The organism is Variovorax atrisoli 110B, from assembly GCF_000382045.1.
Classification (GTDB): Bacteria; Pseudomonadota; Gammaproteobacteria; order Burkholderiales; family Burkholderiaceae_C; genus Variovorax; species Variovorax atrisoli.
The window spans coordinates 38,698-53,259 of the sequence record NZ_KB907450.1; the positions used below are offsets into that span (position 1 = coordinate 38,698).

Sequence of the window (14,562 nt, forward strand, 5' to 3'; positions counted from 1 at the left end):
GTGGAAGTAAAAAAGGGGAGAGTGGGAAGGGCGCCTCAGTGCCCCCGGCGGCAGTGCGCGATCGCTGCCAGGGCCAGCGCGTCGATGGAGTCCGTGAGCACGCAGTCGAACTCGCCGCGCCGGTGATGCGGGACCGCCAGCGGAAGCTCGGTGCAGCCGAGCACCACGGCCTTCGCACCGCGTGCGACCAGCGCGCGGATGCCTTGTGCGGCGGGCTCCCATGCGGCATCGACCTGCCCGGCCTTGACCGCAGCGATGGCGGCCACGCAGTGGCGCTGCACATCGTCGGCCGCGGGAACGATCGCCTCGTACCCCGCCTGCTCCAGCGCGCGCTGGTACAGGCCGAGCGCCAGCGTGGCCGGCGTGCCGAGCACGCCCACCTTGCCCTCCAGGAGCCCGTGTCCCCGCAGGTCCTGCAGCACCGCCTCGGCGATGTTGAGCAACGGCAGATGGGTGGCGCCCTTCAGGTCGTCGAACCAGAGGTGCGCGGTGTTGCAGGGCACCGCGATGCAGCCGGCGCCTGCGGCCTCCAGCAATCGGATGCCGCGCTGCATGGCGGGCAGCGGGCTCTCGCCGCCCTGCAGCATGGCGCTCGAGCGATCGGGGATGCGCGGGTCGTTGCACAGGATCGTCGGGATGTGGTCCTGGTCGACGGCGGCCTCGGTCAGCTGCACCATCCGCAGCGCGAAGGTCGCGCCCGCCAGCGGTCCCATGCCGCCCAGGATGCCCAGGGCCCTCGGTGCGGACGAAGGCTGCTGCCCGCTCATGGCAGCGGATCCCCGGCGCCGGTGCGCTCGACGATCAGGCGGTAGTGCTCCGGGCGGCGGTGCTTGGCGAAGTTGAAGACGTGCTCGCGGAAGTGCGCGCCGAGCGCCAGGTCGGCGCGCACGCAGATCACTTCGTCTTCCTCGCTCACGGCGCGCGCGACGATCTCGCCGGTCGGCGCCACGATCACGGAGCTTCCGATCATGTGGTGCCCGTCTTCGGAGCCGCACTTGGCTGCCGCCGCCACCCAGATGCCGTTCTGGTAGGCGTTGGCCTGCAGCGAGATCAGGTGCGTGGTGGTGCGCAGGTGTGCCGGCTCGTTCCAGTGGATGTTGAGCGAGGGCGTGTTGTAGCCCAGCACCACCACCTCGGCGCCCTGCAGCGCCATCACGCGGTAGGTCTCGGGCCAGCGGCGGTCGTTGCACAGGCACATGCCCATGCGCACGCCGTCGGTGTCGAAGGCGCGGAAGCCCAGGTCGCCGACCTCGAAGAACTTCTTCTCGAGATGCTGGAAGGGCGCCTCGGGCTTGTGCTCCGAATGGCCCGGCAGATGGATCTTGCGGTAGCGGCCCGCGATGCTGCCATCGCGCCCGACGATCACCGCCGAGTTGAAGGCGCGGCCGTCCTCGGTGAGCTCCGCATAGCCGAGGTAGAAACCCACGCCGAGCCTGCGCGCTTCGTCGAAGAGCGGCTGCGTCGCCGGGCCGGGCATGCTGCGCTCGAAGAAGCGCTCGCGGGCTTCCTCCTCGGTCATCCAGTAGCGCGGGAAGAAAGTGGTGAGCGCGAGTTCGGGAAAGGTCACGAACTCCGCGCCGCGGCCGTGGGCCTGGCGCAGCATGTCGACCAGGCGGGCCACCACGGACTCGCGGCTGTCCGACAGGTGGACCGGGCCCATCTGGGCGACGGCAAGGCCGAGAAAACGGGGGGGAGAGCCTGGGCGCGATGTCATTTGAACCTTCTTCGTTGCAGCCGTGTGATCGGTGCAATCGATTATTCGAAGCGGCTCGCGTGACGTCGAATGACGATTTGTCGCTCGGGTTTAACAGCGTGCTAAAGGTCTGCCTCCCGCTGGTGCGCGCATGCGCGCCTGCACCGGCGCAGGGCGCGCAGGCATCCGGCAGGGGGCGTCAGCGCAGGATCTCGTCGTCGTCCGCCAACGGCATCGCCAGCCCGCGCTGCAGCAGCACGCTGTGCAGGGCGCGCAGCAGCGCCTGGGCCGCTGGCGAGAGCGGCTCGGTCTGCAGATACACCAGGTCGGCCACGATCGGAAGCGCGCCGCGCACCGGTATCGCCTTGAAGGGCGACCCGAGCCAGCCCTGCAGCGAGTACTCGTCCACCAGCGCGATGCCGGCGCCGGCATGCACCAGCGAGCAGGCGTACTGCGGCGAGGTCACCTCCACGCTGATGCGCGGCGACGCATCGCGCGTCTCGAACATCTGGTCGATGCGCAGGCCCAGCGGCGAGCCGTGCGGATAGCCGATGAATTCATGGGGCAGCAACTCGTCCAGGCCGACTTCCTCATGCATGGCCAGCGGATGGCTGCGCGGGCAGATGCACATCAGGCGGCTGCTTGCCAGGGGCCTGGTCGCGAGATTGGGGTGGTCGACCGGAAAGGTGGAGATGCCGAGGTCGGCCCGCTGCTGCAGGATGCGTTCCTTCAACGCTTCGTGCGTGAGGCAGTGGAAGTGGACCTGCACGTCGGGCATCGCGTTGCGCAACTGCGAGATCGCCAGGGGCACCAGCGTCTGCCCGATGCTCGGACTCGAGAGGATGCTCAACAGGGTGCGCCGCCGCAGCGCGAGATCGTGCGAGAGGCTGCCGATGCGCTGCACGCCGCCATAGACCTGCTCGACTTCCAGATACAGGCGCCGCGCTTCCGCCGTCGCATGCAGGCGGCCCTTCACCCGTTCGAACAGCAGGAAGCCGAGCCGGCTCTCGGTATGAGAAAGCAGCCGGCTGACCGCCGGAATGGAAACGTGGAGCAGGCGTGCCGCGCCGCTCACCGAGCCGGTGATCATCACCGCGCGGAACACCTCGATCTGTCGCAGGTTCATGCCTGATTCTGAAGCATGCGGCATGCCTCCGATGCTGCACCTGCCACCCGGCTAAGCCGCCTTCAACGCGCCCGCGAGCTTGTAGGTGTTGAGCAAGAGCCCCGACGGCGTCGTCTTCGTGCCGACGAGCTCGAAGGCGCGTCCCGGCGTCCCTTGCGCGAACAGGCGCTTGCCCGTGCCCACGAGCACCGGGTAGACGATCAGCATGACCTCGTCCGCCAGTCCCTGCGCGAGCAGCGTCGAGGTGAGCGTGGAACTGCCCCACAGCACGAGGTCCGGCCCCGCCTGCGACTTGATGCGCCGCACGCCCTCGACCACGTCGGCGCCGACTGCCTCGAACGGTCCCCACGCAAGGCTCTCCGGGCGGTGGGTGACGACGAACTTGGTGGCCGCATTGAGACCGTCCGCCATCGGACCCGCGGGCGCCTTCGGCCAGTAGTCCGACCACATGTCGTAGGTGCGTCGGCCCAGCAGCAGGTCGAAGCGCTGCCCATGCGCGGCGAGCACCTCGTCACGGCCGGCGGGCGTGCGGTAGGGCACCGTCCAGTCGGCATAGGGGAAGCCGTCTTCGCCGGAGGACTGGATCACGCCGTCGAGCGACACGTGCTCCATGATCTTGAGCTTTCTCATTCGGGTCTCCGTATCTGGTCGTTGGGATTGGAGGACTGGGGATGCTGAACTGCTCCCGGCCTTCGCGCAACTCCACCCGTCCGGCAGAACCTTCGCCGTGGCTCTCAGAGTGCGCAGAGAATGCGCCCAGGAACCCCAGGAGCATGAATTCCCGGCATTCAGGAATCTCTGCCATGGCCGAGGCTGTCCGATGCCACGAGCGGGCAGCCATTCGCTTCACGATGAACCAGGCATCCCATGACGGCGAAACACTTCTCCCTGCCTGCCGCACGCGGCGGATTGCTCGCGCTGCTTGCGGCGCTTCTCTTCGGCGTCAGCACGCCGCTGGTCCAGCACTTCGGCAAGGGGCTGGGTGCATTCACCACGGCCGCGTTGCTGTACGCAGGCGCGGCAGCCATCGGCATGGCTTCGCGTCAACGCGTGGAGCGAGAGGCTCGCGTGGTGCGGGGCGATGTTCCGCGGCTCCTGTCGATGGCCGCATTCGGTGCCGTGCTCGGGCCCGTGGCGTTGGCCTGGGGGCTCCAGCACACCAGCGGCGCCAGCGCGTCGCTGATGCTGACGCTGGAGGCGCTGTTCACGGCGTTGCTCGCGCGTCTGCTGTATCAGGAGACGATGGACCGGCGCGTGTGGGCCGCGATGCTGCTCCTGCTGGCTGGCGGCGTCGCATTGGTGCTGGACCAGTGGCGCAGCGGCGCCACGCAGTCGTGGGGTTTGCTCGCGGTGTTGCTCGCCACCGCCGCATGGGGGGCTGACAACACGCTCTCGCGCGCCCTGGCTGAACGCGACCCGGGACAAGTCGTGCTGGGCAAGGCGGCCATGGGAACGGTAGCGACGGCTGTTCTCGCATGGCTGCTCGGCGAGCCCATGCCGGCGTGGGGCGCCGCGGTTGCGCTGTTCGCGATCGGTGCGAGTGGCTACGGGTTGAGCCTGCGCTTCTACCTTCTGGCCCAGCGGGCCTTCGGTGCGGCACGCACGGGCTCCGTGTTCGCCTTCGCACCGTTCATCGGCGCAGCCTTCTCCGTCGCGCTGGGCGATCGCAGCGGAACCTGGGCGATGGCCGCCGGCGGCACCCTGATGATGCTGGGTGTGACGCTGCACCTGGCGGAGTCGCACGGCCACGAGCATGAGCACGAACGCCTCGAGCATGAGCACGCGCACCGCCATGACGACGGCCATCACGACCACACGCACGACGTGCTTCCCGTGGGATCGCACAGCCACTCCCATGTGCACGAGCCGATGCGCCACGCGCACTCCCACGTTCCCGATGTGCATCACCAGCACATCCATTGAGGCGACCTGATCGTCGTGTTCCGGGAGGGCTTCGTGCCTCCACGGCTGCGCTCAGTCCCCCTCCAGCCGGTCCCGCCGCATCGCGCGCCAGAGCGCGAGGTCGTAGGTGATCTTCAGGAGTCCGCATGCGACCAGGGGCAGCGAGATCCATCCCGCTGCGAACAGCGCGCCGCTGAGCGTCGGGCTGATGGCCGCGGCCAGGCTTCGCGGCACGGCGGTGAAGCTCGCGGCCGCACTGCGTTCGGCGGGCGTCACCACCGCCATCACATAGGCCGTTCGCGTGGGAACGTCCATCGAAGACAGCGAGCTGCGGATCATCAGCAGGGCCAGCGCGACCGGCAGGCTCGGCGCCACCGCGGCGAGCACGAGGCAGACGTTGGCGGGCAGGTGCGTGAACACCATCGTGTTGAGCAAGCCGATGCGCTGCGCCACCACGGGCGCCGCCAGTTGCGAGGCTGCGCTGAGCAGGCCTGTCCAGAAGAAGAACACACCGGCCTGGGTCAAGGAGAAGCCGAACCGCTCCAGCAGCCAGAGCGACATCAGCGCGTTGACCGTGAGCCCGCCGGCGAACGCGTCCATGCTGAAGAGGGCGGCCAGCCGCATCACCACGCGGCGTGAGGGGCCCAGCGGAGCCGGCGCCACGGGCATGCTGTCAGTGCTGCCCGCGCCTGCTTGTGTAGGCAGGTTCCGGTAGAGCCAGAAGACGATCAGTCCGATGGCGGCGTAGACCACGAACATCCCGCGCAGTGCATCGAGCCGCCCGAGTCCCGTGTGCCGCACCAGCCAGTCCGGCGCTGCGGCAGCCAGCGCACCCAGGGCCGCGCACAAGGCGCCGAGCAGGCTGTAGCGGGCGAAGAGGGCCGTGCGCGCGTGGCCTTGCGCCGCGCTGGCCAGCCGCGCGTGCTCCAGGGGAAGGAAAACGCTGACGTCGCCTGAACTGGGGTTGAGCGTGCCGACCAGCGCCACGACCAGCAACGGCCAGAACGAGGAGAGCCCGGCGAAGCCGATGCCCGTCGCGGCCATCAGCAGGGCGGCGCAGCGAAGCAGGCGCCCCGCCGCGAAGCGATATCCCCAGGCGCCGACCGCGAGCGTCGCGAGCGCCGAGCCCAGCATCGTCGCCGTGCTGACGACGCCGACCTCCAGCGTCCCCAGCCCTATCGACAGCAGGTAGGCCGGCAGCAGCACGGCCATGTATCCGTCGGCGAAGGCGCGAAGGCCCCGCGCGACGAGCAGCGGCAGGGCGCCCGGATCGACACCGGAGGGCAGCAGGCGCGCGAGGCCGCGGCGTGGTCGGGGCGTGGGGCTCGCCGGTTCGGCTCCGGCCGGGGCTCGGAGGGTCATGCCGAATCCTTCAGCGCAGCAAGGGCAGCGCCAAGCTCACCGCCAGCCCGATGGCCGCGCAGGCGCCCAGCAGCGGCATCACCCCGACCTTGAATCGGAACAGCGCAACGACCGCGGCCGCGGCGATCAGCGCCGACACCGCGTCGAAATGGCCGCCGAAGCCCTTGGGCCACAGCACGTGGTAGGCGAAGAAGAGCGCCAGGTTCAGGATCACGCCGACCACTGCCGCCGTGATGGCCGACAGCGGCGCGGTGAAGCCCAGCCTGCCGTGCGTGGCCTCGATGGCGGGGCCGCCGGCCAGCACGAAGATGAAGGAGGGCAGGAAGGTGAAGAAGGTCACCACCGTTGCAGCCAGGGCGCCCGCCAGGAAGAGCGAGTCGGGCCCCAGCACCTGCTTCAGCCAGCCGCCGACGAAGCCCACGAAGGCCACCACCATGATCAGCGGCCCCGGCGTGGTTTCCCCGAGCGCCAGTCCGTCGATCATCTGCGCGCCCGAAAGCCACTGGTAGTGCTCGACGGCACCCTGGTAGACGTAGGGCAGCACCGCGTAGGCGCCGCCGAAGGTCAGCAGCGCCGCCTTGGTGAAGAACCAGCCCATCTGCGCGAGCGTGCTCTCGGTTCCCAGCACGGCGACGAGGATGCCCATCGCCAGCAGCCAGAGGCCCAGTCCGATGGCAATCACCTTGAGCAGCTGCCGGCGCGAGAAGCGCGCATGCGGCGGCGTGGGCGTGTCGTCATCGATCAGCGCGGGGCCGTAGCCTTGCGTCGCGCCGCCATGGCCGCCGCCGAGCGCGAAGACCCCGGGCGCCCATCGCGCGCCGAAGTACCCGATGAGACCGGCGGCAAGCACGATGGCCGGAAACGGCGTGTCGAAGGCAAAGATCGCCAGGAAGGCCGCGCCCGCGATGCCCCACATCCACCGGTTCCTGAGCGCGCGGCCGCCGATGCGGTGCGCCGCATGCAGCACCAGTGCCGTGACCGCCGGCTTGATGCCGTAGAAGATGCCCGCGACCACGGGCACGTTGCCGAAGCGCAGGTAGATCCACGACAGCGCGATCAGGATGAACAGCGAGGGCAGCACGAACAGCGCGCCGGCCACGATGCCGCCCCAGGTGCGGTGCATGAGCCAGCCGATGTAGGTGGCCAGTTGCTGCGCCTCGGGGCCGGGCAGCAGCATGCAGAAATTCAGGGCATGCAGAAAACGCTTCTCGCTGATCCAGCGCCGCCGCTCGACCAGCTCGGCATGCATGATCGCGATCTGTCCGGCGGGGCCGCCGAAGCTGATGAAGCCGAGCCTGAGCCAGAAGCGGAAGGCTTCGGAGAAGGAGATCGGCTCGGGGCGCGCGGAAGGCGCGAGGGAAGAAGTGTCGGGCAAGGCGGTGTCCACGGAAGGCTCCGTTGTGAGTCACCAGCGCTTGGACGGGACACCGTCTTTCTTTGCAGAGCGGGAGGCTGTTTTCCCGGGGAAACAATCGTAGCAGAGCAAAAGCGCGATGAAGCGCCCTGTCTCGTGCGCGCACCGCGACCAGTGCCTTTGCCCTGATGCCGCGCCGGATTCGCGCTTGACGCCCGCAGTCGGCACCGCTTACATTGCCCCCGCCTCGTGATGAGCGAGGCCGGGTTTGGAAGCCCGCCGACATCCTGCGACGAGAGCCGCAGCCACCGCACTGGACTGCGGCTTTTTCGTTTGCGCCTATTTTTAGGCGGCTTGAACGGGAGGGCTCGCGCCCTGCCGGTTTCCGCAAGGATGTCCCGGTCTTCCAACCCGTTCGAGCTGCCGCCCTTGTTTGGAAGCGAGGGCGTCGGTTTCTGCAAATCGACATCCTTGGGAGGCCCACACATGGCCAATGCTTCTTCGAACGACGCGGCAGGCGCCGATGCCCGCTGCGCCGGCGCGTCCTACCGTCCCACAGCCCAGTTCAGGCCCTTCGAGTGGGTCCAGGGCGAGCGCCTCGATGCTTCGCGGCAAAGCCAGGCCGCATTCCTCAACGATGCGCGCGACGTCGTGCAGGGCGCGCAGACGCTCGTCCAACTGCTCGGCTGGGATGAAGACCGGCGCGATGCCGCTTCATCCGATGCGGACCCTGCGCCGCTGTTCGACGCGGGGCAGCGCAGTTCGCTGCAGCGGCTGCTGTCGGCGGCGCTGGGGTTGCTTCATGAGCGGATCGAGGTGCAGTGCGAGGCGCTGACGAGCTAGATCGATCACTGGCCCGGCGGCATCTTCTCGAATCTGGTCAGCGCCGGGTCCAGCACATCCCATTCGTATCCGCGCACTGCATAAGTCACCGCCTGCGGCTTGAACCGGCTCGGATCGTCGTGGCTCGCGGCATGCACGGTGATGACGTCCGGCATCGCCGCATAAGTCATGTACACGGGTGAGCCGCAGGCGGGGCAGAAGGCGCGGGTCTTCACGTTGCCGCTGTCGCCGACCATGTCCCACAGCGCGGCGCTGCCGGTCTGCTTCACACCGCCGCGCATGAAGCTCAGGTACGAGCCGTGGCCGGTGCCGCTCTTGTGCTGGCAGTCGAGGCACTGGCAGTGGTTCTGGAAGATCGGCTCGGAGGGGATCTCGTAGCGGATCGCGCCGCATGCGCAGCCGCCGGTGTAGGAAGGGTTCATTTGTCTTGTCCTTTTGAGGTTGCCTGGCCAGCGGGAGCTGGCGGGAGGCAACCAATTTATTTGGACAAGGGCAGGGCGGGTGAGTAACAAGTTCGTCGCGAATGGGCGCCGCCTGGAACTCAGGCTTCCACGGGCACGTAGAGGTCGATCACGGCGCCTGGCTGGTCGGGTGCGAAATCGCCGCTGTACATCTCGAAGTCGGGGCTGTCGACGACTCGCAGGCCCGAGGCGGGAATCAACTCGCCCCAGATGATCACCATCGCACTTTTGACTTGCGGGTGCAGGGCGGAGCCGTTCAGGGTGATGCGGAAGACTGCGTAAGTCGCCGCCGGAATCTCCTTCACCTCGAAGCCCTTGGGGAGCGGGCAGTCGCCGGTCTTCACGCCCACGCCGGCCATGTACATGAAGTTTCCCGCTTCGCGGTCCACGCTCCAGACGACGCCGTAAGTCGCCCAGCTCGGAAGCTGCGTCTCCAGCGGCAGGGTCCCGACAAGCGCCGACCACAGCTGGGGAATCTCGGATTTCGTGGTGCCGTCGAAGCGTCGGGACGGGCCCGCGACACGGAACTCGTCGAGCTTGACCAATTCGGGCAAGCGGGCCACAGCCGTGGCGATGCTGCTGGGTGCATTCATTGGAAACTGTCCTTCGATTGGGTTGGGAGAGAAGCCGGAACGGAAACGGCCGGGTGACGCGCCGAAGAGGCGCTTGAACGCGCGCGTGAAAGCCTCCTGCGACTCGAAGCCGCAATCCAGGGCCAGGTCGATGAGCTTGGCGTCGGGCTCGGCGCAGAGCCTTCGGGCGCTGCGCACGAGTCGACGCCCGCGCACGTGCGCCATGACGCTGCGGCCCATGCGGGCAGTGAACATCCGGGAGAAGTGGTATGCCGAAAAACCCGCGCGTTGCGCAATCAGTTCGAGCGTGAGGGGCTCGTCGAGCCGCTCCTCGATCCAGGCCAGGAGAGGGGCGAAAACGTCGGGTTCGCGGGGCATCGGGTTGTCCATGCAGCGATCATGAAGTGTCGCAAACCGGCTGTCCTGACCGAACTTGCTGCCGCACGCCACGGAAACCAGCTTGCCGAAATCTGTTGGATGTAACGCGAAAGAATTGTTATTTCAGCGGCTTCTGCTTTGAAGTTCTTACAACTTCGGCGCCGTTCGTGGCGCTTTCAGGCGGTAAAGTCCTGTCTCCCGTTTCGGACTATTTCCGAATCTTTACTGCCGCCTCCCATCCGGTCGCTTTCGCGCTTTCTCTCCTCTCCATGTCCAACCTCATCGTGCACGGCGGTACGCCGCTGCGTGGCCGCATCACCCCTTCCGCCAACAAGAACGCAGTGCTGCCGGTGCTCTGCGCCACGCTTCTCACCTGGGAGCCGCTTCGCCTGCATGGCGTGCCCGACATCACCGACGTGCGCAAGATCCTCGACATCTTCCGCACCCTGGGCAGCGACGTTCGCATGGACCACGAGACGGGCACGCTGGAGCTGCACCACCGCGAGACGGCCTTCGACGCATCGCGCCACCGGCTGCCGGAGGAGATGCGCTCGTCGATCATGCTGGTGCCGCCGCTTCTGGCGCGCTTCGGCGTGGCGCGGCTGGAGGACAACGTCAAAGGCTGCACGCTGGGCGTGCGCGAGATCGATCCGCACGTGGAGGTGTTCCAGCGCTTCGGCGGCGAGGTGGAGCGCACCGAGGGCTCGCTGCTCGTGCGCAGCAAGGGCCGGCTGATGCCCACCGACCACTGGCTGGACTACGCCTCGGTGACGACCACCGAGAACTTCGTGCTGTGCGCCGCCGCGACGGACGGCGCCTCGACGCTGACCAATGCGGCTTCCGAGCCGCACGTGCAGGAGTTCTGCCGCTTCATGGCGATGATCGGCGTGCGCATCGAGGGCATCGGCACCTCGCGGCTCACGGTGCATGGCGGCGGCGCGCTCAAGGGCGGCGAGTTCCGCTTCGACGAAGACTTCCATGAGATCACCACCTTCCTCGCGCTGGGCGCCATCACCGGCGGCGACGTGGTCGTGCGCAACAGCGCGCCGGAGAACTTTCCGCTGCTGGACCGCACCTTCGCCAAGTTCGGCGTGCAGATCGAGCACAAGGAAGGCTGGTCGCGCGCCGTGCGCAGCGGCCCGCTGAAGGTGCAGACACCTTTCACGAGCAACGTGCTCACCAAGGTGGAGGCGGCGCCGTGGCCGTACTTCCCGGTGGACCTGCTGCCGATCTTCATCGCGCTGGGCGTGCGTGCCCAGGGCAACGCGATGTTCTGGAACAAGGTCTACGACGGCGCGCTGGGCTGGACGGGCGAGCTCTCGAAGTTCGGCGCGCACGTGTTCTCGTCCGACCCGCACCGGCTCATCACCTTCGGCGGCAATCCGCTGACGCCGGCGGTGGTCGAGAGCCCCTACATCATCCGCGTGGCGATCGCGCTCTTCATGGTGGCGGCCAGCATCGAGGGCCGCTCCGAGATCCGCAACGCGGCGCCGATCCGCCGTGCGCATCCGCGCTTCGTCGAGAACCTGCGCAGCCTGGGTGTGCAGGTGGAGTGGACCAGCGAGGAGTGAGGCCCTCCTGAACCCGGGTCGTCGCCGCACCGGGCGATGACCCTGCCGCGGCGGCGCCCAAGGGCTTGGCTGGAGAATGGACGGCATCCGACAAAGGAGCGCCCTCGAATGACAACCACCTCGCTGCAGCAGATTCTCGGCACCGAACTCCCCCTCATCCAGGCCCCGATGGCCGGCATACAAGGCAGCGCGATGGCCATCGCGGTCAGCAATGCCGGCGGCCTGGGTTCGCTGCCGGCAGCCATGCTGAGCACCGACGCGCTGCGCAGCGAGATCGCCGCGATCCGCGCGGGCACCGACAAGCCCTACAACGTCAACTTCTTCTGCCACACCCCGCCCGAGCCCAGCGCCGAGCGCGAGGCCACGTGGCGCAGCGCGCTGGCGCCTTACTACGCCGAGTACGGCATCGACGCCGCGAGCATTCCGGCCGGGCCGGGTCGCAACCCCTTCAGCGCCGAGGTGGCCGCGCTGCTGGCCGAGTTCAAGCCGCCGGTCGTGAGCTTCCATTTCGGGCTGCCTTCCGAGGCGCTGCTGGCGCAGGTGCATGGCTGGGGCGCGAAGGTGCTGGCCTCAGCCACCACGGTGGACGAGGCGCTCTGGCTCGAGGCGCACGGCGCCGACGCGGTGATCGCCCAGGGGCTGGAGGCCGGCGGGCATCGCGGCCACTTCCTCTCGCATGACCTGACGAAGCAGCTGGGCACCTTCGCGCTGCTGCCGCAGCTGGTCAAGGCGGTGAAGCTGCCGGTGATCGCCGCTGGCGGCATCGCCGATGCCGACGGCGTGGCGGCGGCGATGTCGCTGGGCGCGGCGGGCGTGCAGATCGGTACGGCCTACATGCTCACGCCCGAGGCGACGACCAGCGCGGTCCACCGCGCGGCGCTCAAGAGCGAGGCGGCGCGGCACACGGCGCTCACCAATCTCTTCACCGGCCGGCCGGCGCGCGGCATCGTCAACCGCGTGATGCGCGACCTCGGGCCCATCGGCAAGGCGGCGCCGGAGTTTCCGCTGGCCACCTCGGCCATCGCGCCGCTGCGCGCCAAGGCCGAAGCGAAGGGCAGCGGTGACTTCTCTCCGCTGTGGTCGGGGCAGAACGCGACCGGCTGCCGCGAGATTCCGTCGGCCGAGCTCACCCGCGCGCTGGCGCTGGGCTTCCGCTGATCCGAAGGAAGAGACGAACAACATCACATCCGCCCAACCATGACCCAGCTTCACCTGCCCCTGAAATTCCTCGCGCACGGCGCGCAACCCGATGCCCGCGAGCCCTGGCTGCTGGTGCTGATGCACGGCGTCGGCAGCAACGAGCAGGACCTGTTCGGCCTCGCGCGCATGATGCCGCCGCAGTTCCACGTGTTGAGCCTGCGCGCGCCCTATGTGCTGTCGCCCGACGCCTATGCGTGGTTCGAGTTCCAGGTGCTGCCCAACGGCGAGCGCCGCATCGACGAGGAGCAGGAGCGCGAAAGCCGCTTCCTCGTCGGCGAGATGGTCGCCTCGGCCGCGCAGCAGCTGGGCGTGCCGCCGGAGCGCGTGATCGTCGGCGGCTTCAGCCAGGGCGGGATCATGGCGCTGTCGCTGCTGCTGACCAGACCCGCGAGCGTGCGCGCCGCGATGGTGTGGCACAGCCGGCTGCTGCCGCAGGTGGTGCCGCACATCGCGCCGCCCGAGGCCTTCGAGGGCAAGGCGCTGTGGGTGAGCCACGGCAGCGCTGACAACGTGATTCCGCCGAGCGCGGCGCAGGCCACGCGCGAGCTGGCGCGCAGCCTGCCGCTGGCGCTGTCGGGCACGGACTTCCCCGGTGCGCACGAGATTCGCCCGGCCGAGCTGCAGGCCACGCTGGCGTGGCTGCAGTCGCTGAGCGCGCAGCCGGGCTGAACCTGCCGAGCTTCTTGCTGAACTTCGGCGCGACAGCCGCGTCACAGGGCGTTACGACGAGGCGGGCCGGCCATGACCCGATCTGGTGCACCATAGCCGCTCGCCTTCCTGACACTCCAGCACAAGGAAACCGCCCGTATGTCCGACAGCGACAACCGCGACACCCGCGACGCCCCCGAGTTCAGACCCCGCCGTGAAACGCCCATCGGCACCATCGTCGTGGGCGTGCTCGTGCTGCTCGCAGCCGCGTTCTTCGGCTGGCGCTGGTATCAGCAGCAACAGCAGAAACCCGCCGATCCCGTGCCGGTGGCCGCCGCGCCCAACGACGCGCCTGCTGCACCCCCGCCTGCCGCAGCGCCCACGGGCCCGCAGAACCCGGTCGATGCGCTGGCGCAGCCTGACCCGGCATTGCCCAAGCTGGCCGATTCCGATGCGCGCGTGACGAAGGCGCTGAGCGAGCTTCTCGGCGCCAAGAGGGTCGCCGAGTTCCTGCGACCCGACGGCATCGTGCGGCGCTTCGTCGCCACCGTCGACAACCTGCCGCGCGAGCACGCGCCGCCAAGCGTGTGGCCGGTGCAGCCCGCGGGCCAGCGCTTCATCACCGAGGGGCCGCAGGGCGGGGTGCAGACCATCGCCGCCAACAACGCGGCGCGCTACAACGGCATCGTGCTGCTGGCCGAGTCGGTCGATCCGGCGAAGGCCGCCGCCGTGTATGCAAAGCTCTATCCGCTGTTCCAGCAGGCGTACGAAGAACTCGGCTATCCGGGCCGCTACTTCAACGACAGGCTCATCGCCGTCATCGACCACCTGCTGCAGGCGCCGGAGCCCAAGGGCCCGGTGCAGGTGCGGCTTGTGGAGGTGAAGGGCGACGTGCCCTCGCAGCGCCCTTGGGTGCGCTACGAATACGTCGACCAGCAGCTGGAGTCGCTCTCCGCGGGCCAGAAGATCCTGGTGCGCATGGGGCCCGAGAACGAGCGCAAGGCCAAGGCCAGCCTGCGCGGGCTGCGCCAGCAGATCGCCACCGGCGAGATCGCGAAGAAGAAGCAGCCCTGACGGCGGGGCTTGCCGGCGCCGTGGGTCTGCTCCGGCGCGCGATGTAGGCCCGCACCGATTGCACGGCTCCTCGGGGTCGCCGAGCCTTGGCTGGTCGAAAACCAAGCTCGGAGACACACCCATGAACCTGATGAACGTTGACCTCTACCAGAGTGCCACCGATTCGGAGAAATTCCTTGCGCTTCCCGCGGGCACCGACCCGGCCGAGCTGATGGGCCCGATGACCTTCGACCAGGACTACGCGCAGGTCAGGCGCTACCGCGAGGCATTCCAGTTCGATCCGTCCGAGCCCTACGCGGGCGTCAACGCCGCGAAGATCGCGGCGGACATCCTGACGGTGAAGTGGGCGACCTACCGCCGCGAGCCTTCGCAGTAGAA

Annotated in this window: 15 protein-coding genes; 7 read left to right on the forward strand and 8 right to left on the reverse strand. The window is 68.6% G+C overall.

Annotated features, from left to right (window positions below; translation table 11 throughout):
• Positions 1-35: 35 nt before the first annotated feature.
• The 4 genes from cuyB to G369_RS0100200 all read right to left on the reverse strand — a co-directional run bounded on the left by cuyB (position 36) and on the right by G369_RS0100200 (position 3,449).
• On the reverse strand, positions 36-767 hold the full coding sequence (gene cuyB / locus G369_RS0100185; RefSeq protein WP_020722894.1) for a cysteate racemase: 732 nt from the start codon (positions 765-767) through the stop codon (positions 36-38).
• A complete protein-coding gene (locus tag G369_RS0100190; RefSeq protein ID WP_026346100.1) occupies positions 764-1,714 on the reverse strand; it encodes an N-carbamoyl-D-amino-acid hydrolase in 951 nt (316 codons plus the stop codon). The genes cuyB and G369_RS0100190 overlap by 4 nt, the downstream gene beginning before the upstream one ends.
• A 178-nt stretch (positions 1,715-1,892) precedes the next feature.
• Positions 1,893-2,819, reverse strand: a complete 927-nt coding sequence (locus G369_RS0100195; RefSeq protein WP_019651947.1) for a LysR family transcriptional regulator — start codon at positions 2,817-2,819, stop codon at positions 1,893-1,895.
• 51 nt (positions 2,820-2,870) lie between these two features.
• Positions 2,871-3,449, reverse strand: coding sequence for a dihydrofolate reductase family protein (locus tag G369_RS0100200; RefSeq protein ID WP_019651948.1), 579 nt, complete (start codon positions 3,447-3,449; stop codon positions 2,871-2,873).
• Between the two features lie 237 nt (positions 3,450-3,686).
• Between G369_RS0100200 and G369_RS0100205 the strand changes: the two genes are divergently transcribed.
• Complete coding sequence (locus G369_RS0100205; RefSeq protein WP_019651949.1) at positions 3,687-4,742, forward strand: DMT family transporter; 1,056 nt, start codon at positions 3,687-3,689, stop codon at positions 4,740-4,742.
• A 51-nt stretch (positions 4,743-4,793) separates the two neighbouring features.
• Here G369_RS0100205 and G369_RS0100210 read toward each other — a convergent pair whose 3' ends face one another.
• Positions 4,794-6,083 carry an MFS transporter gene (locus tag G369_RS0100210; RefSeq protein ID WP_019651950.1) on the reverse strand — a complete coding sequence of 430 codons (1,290 nt, stop codon included), beginning with the start codon at positions 6,081-6,083 and terminating at the stop codon, positions 4,794-4,796.
• 10 nt (positions 6,084-6,093) lie between these two features.
• Positions 6,094-7,470 carry a chromate efflux transporter gene (gene chrA, locus G369_RS0100215; protein ID WP_019651951.1) on the reverse strand — a complete coding sequence of 459 codons (1,377 nt, stop codon included), beginning with the start codon at positions 7,468-7,470 and terminating at the stop codon, positions 6,094-6,096.
• 453 nt (positions 7,471-7,923) lie between these two features.
• On the opposite strand from chrA, the gene G369_RS0100220 reads away from it, so the two are divergent.
• Positions 7,924-8,280: a hypothetical protein gene (locus G369_RS0100220; protein ID WP_019651952.1), complete on the forward strand. Its 357-nt coding sequence runs from the start codon at positions 7,924-7,926 to the stop codon at positions 8,278-8,280.
• 5 nt (positions 8,281-8,285) lie between these two features.
• Here the strand turns inward: G369_RS0100220 and G369_RS0100225 are convergent, their stop codons facing one another.
• Together G369_RS0100225 and G369_RS0100230 are read right to left on the reverse strand one after the other, a co-directional pair.
• Entirely contained in the window at positions 8,286-8,702 is a 417-nt protein-coding gene (locus G369_RS0100225; RefSeq protein WP_026346101.1) for a GFA family protein, read from the reverse strand.
• A 119-nt stretch (positions 8,703-8,821) separates the two neighbouring features.
• Complete coding sequence (locus G369_RS0100230; RefSeq protein ID WP_019651954.1) at positions 8,822-9,703, reverse strand: AraC family transcriptional regulator; 882 nt, start codon at positions 9,701-9,703, stop codon at positions 8,822-8,824.
• Between the two features lie 257 nt (positions 9,704-9,960).
• On the opposite strand from G369_RS0100230, the gene G369_RS0100235 reads away from it, so the two are divergent.
• The 5 genes from G369_RS0100235 to G369_RS0100255 all read left to right on the forward strand — a co-directional run bounded on the left by G369_RS0100235 (position 9,961) and on the right by G369_RS0100255 (position 14,560).
• Positions 9,961-11,262: a UDP-N-acetylglucosamine 1-carboxyvinyltransferase gene (locus G369_RS0100235; RefSeq protein WP_019651955.1), complete on the forward strand. Its 1,302-nt coding sequence runs from the start codon at positions 9,961-9,963 to the stop codon at positions 11,260-11,262.
• Between the two features lie 108 nt (positions 11,263-11,370).
• On the forward strand, positions 11,371-12,420 hold the full coding sequence (locus tag G369_RS0100240; protein WP_019651956.1) for an NAD(P)H-dependent flavin oxidoreductase: 1,050 nt from the start codon (positions 11,371-11,373) through the stop codon (positions 12,418-12,420).
• Positions 12,421-12,459: 39 nt separating this feature from the next.
• Entirely contained in the window at positions 12,460-13,131 is a 672-nt protein-coding gene (locus G369_RS0100245) for an alpha/beta hydrolase (protein WP_019651957.1), read from the forward strand.
• Between the two features lie 138 nt (positions 13,132-13,269).
• Positions 13,270-14,184, forward strand: a complete 915-nt coding sequence (locus G369_RS0100250) for a DUF3014 domain-containing protein (RefSeq protein ID WP_019651958.1) — start codon at positions 13,270-13,272, stop codon at positions 14,182-14,184.
• Between the two features lie 121 nt (positions 14,185-14,305).
• Positions 14,306-14,560, forward strand: a complete 255-nt coding sequence (locus tag G369_RS0100255) for a hypothetical protein (RefSeq protein ID WP_019651959.1) — start codon at positions 14,306-14,308, stop codon at positions 14,558-14,560.
• Positions 14,561-14,562 lie beyond the last annotated feature (2 nt).

Coding starts and splice junctions, on each gene's coding strand:
- cuyB (WP_020722894.1), bottom strand. CDS start 767: ATGAGCGGGCAGCAGCCTTCGTCCGCACCGAGGGCCCTGGGCATCCTG.
- G369_RS0100190 (WP_026346100.1), bottom strand. CDS start 1,714: ATGACATCGCGCCCAGGCTCTCCCCCCCGTTTTCTCGGCCTTGCCGTC.
- G369_RS0100195 (WP_019651947.1), bottom strand. CDS start 2,819: ATGAACCTGCGACAGATCGAGGTGTTCCGCGCGGTGATGATCACCGGC.
- G369_RS0100200 (WP_019651948.1), bottom strand. CDS start 3,449: ATGAGAAAGCTCAAGATCATGGAGCACGTGTCGCTCGACGGCGTGATC.
- G369_RS0100205 (WP_019651949.1), top strand. CDS start 3,687: ATGACGGCGAAACACTTCTCCCTGCCTGCCGCACGCGGCGGATTGCTC.
- G369_RS0100210 (WP_019651950.1), bottom strand. CDS start 6,083: ATGACCCTCCGAGCCCCGGCCGGAGCCGAACCGGCGAGCCCCACGCCC.
- G369_RS0100220 (WP_019651952.1), top strand. CDS start 7,924: ATGGCCAATGCTTCTTCGAACGACGCGGCAGGCGCCGATGCCCGCTGC.
- G369_RS0100225 (WP_026346101.1), bottom strand. CDS start 8,702: ATGAACCCTTCCTACACCGGCGGCTGCGCATGCGGCGCGATCCGCTAC.
- G369_RS0100230 (WP_019651954.1), bottom strand. CDS start 9,703: ATGGACAACCCGATGCCCCGCGAACCCGACGTTTTCGCCCCTCTCCTG.
- G369_RS0100235 (WP_019651955.1), top strand. CDS start 9,961: ATGTCCAACCTCATCGTGCACGGCGGTACGCCGCTGCGTGGCCGCATC.
- G369_RS0100240 (WP_019651956.1), top strand. CDS start 11,371: ATGACAACCACCTCGCTGCAGCAGATTCTCGGCACCGAACTCCCCCTC.
- G369_RS0100245 (WP_019651957.1), top strand. CDS start 12,460: ATGACCCAGCTTCACCTGCCCCTGAAATTCCTCGCGCACGGCGCGCAA.
- G369_RS0100250 (WP_019651958.1), top strand. CDS start 13,270: ATGTCCGACAGCGACAACCGCGACACCCGCGACGCCCCCGAGTTCAGA.
- G369_RS0100255 (WP_019651959.1), top strand. CDS start 14,306: ATGAACCTGATGAACGTTGACCTCTACCAGAGTGCCACCGATTCGGAG.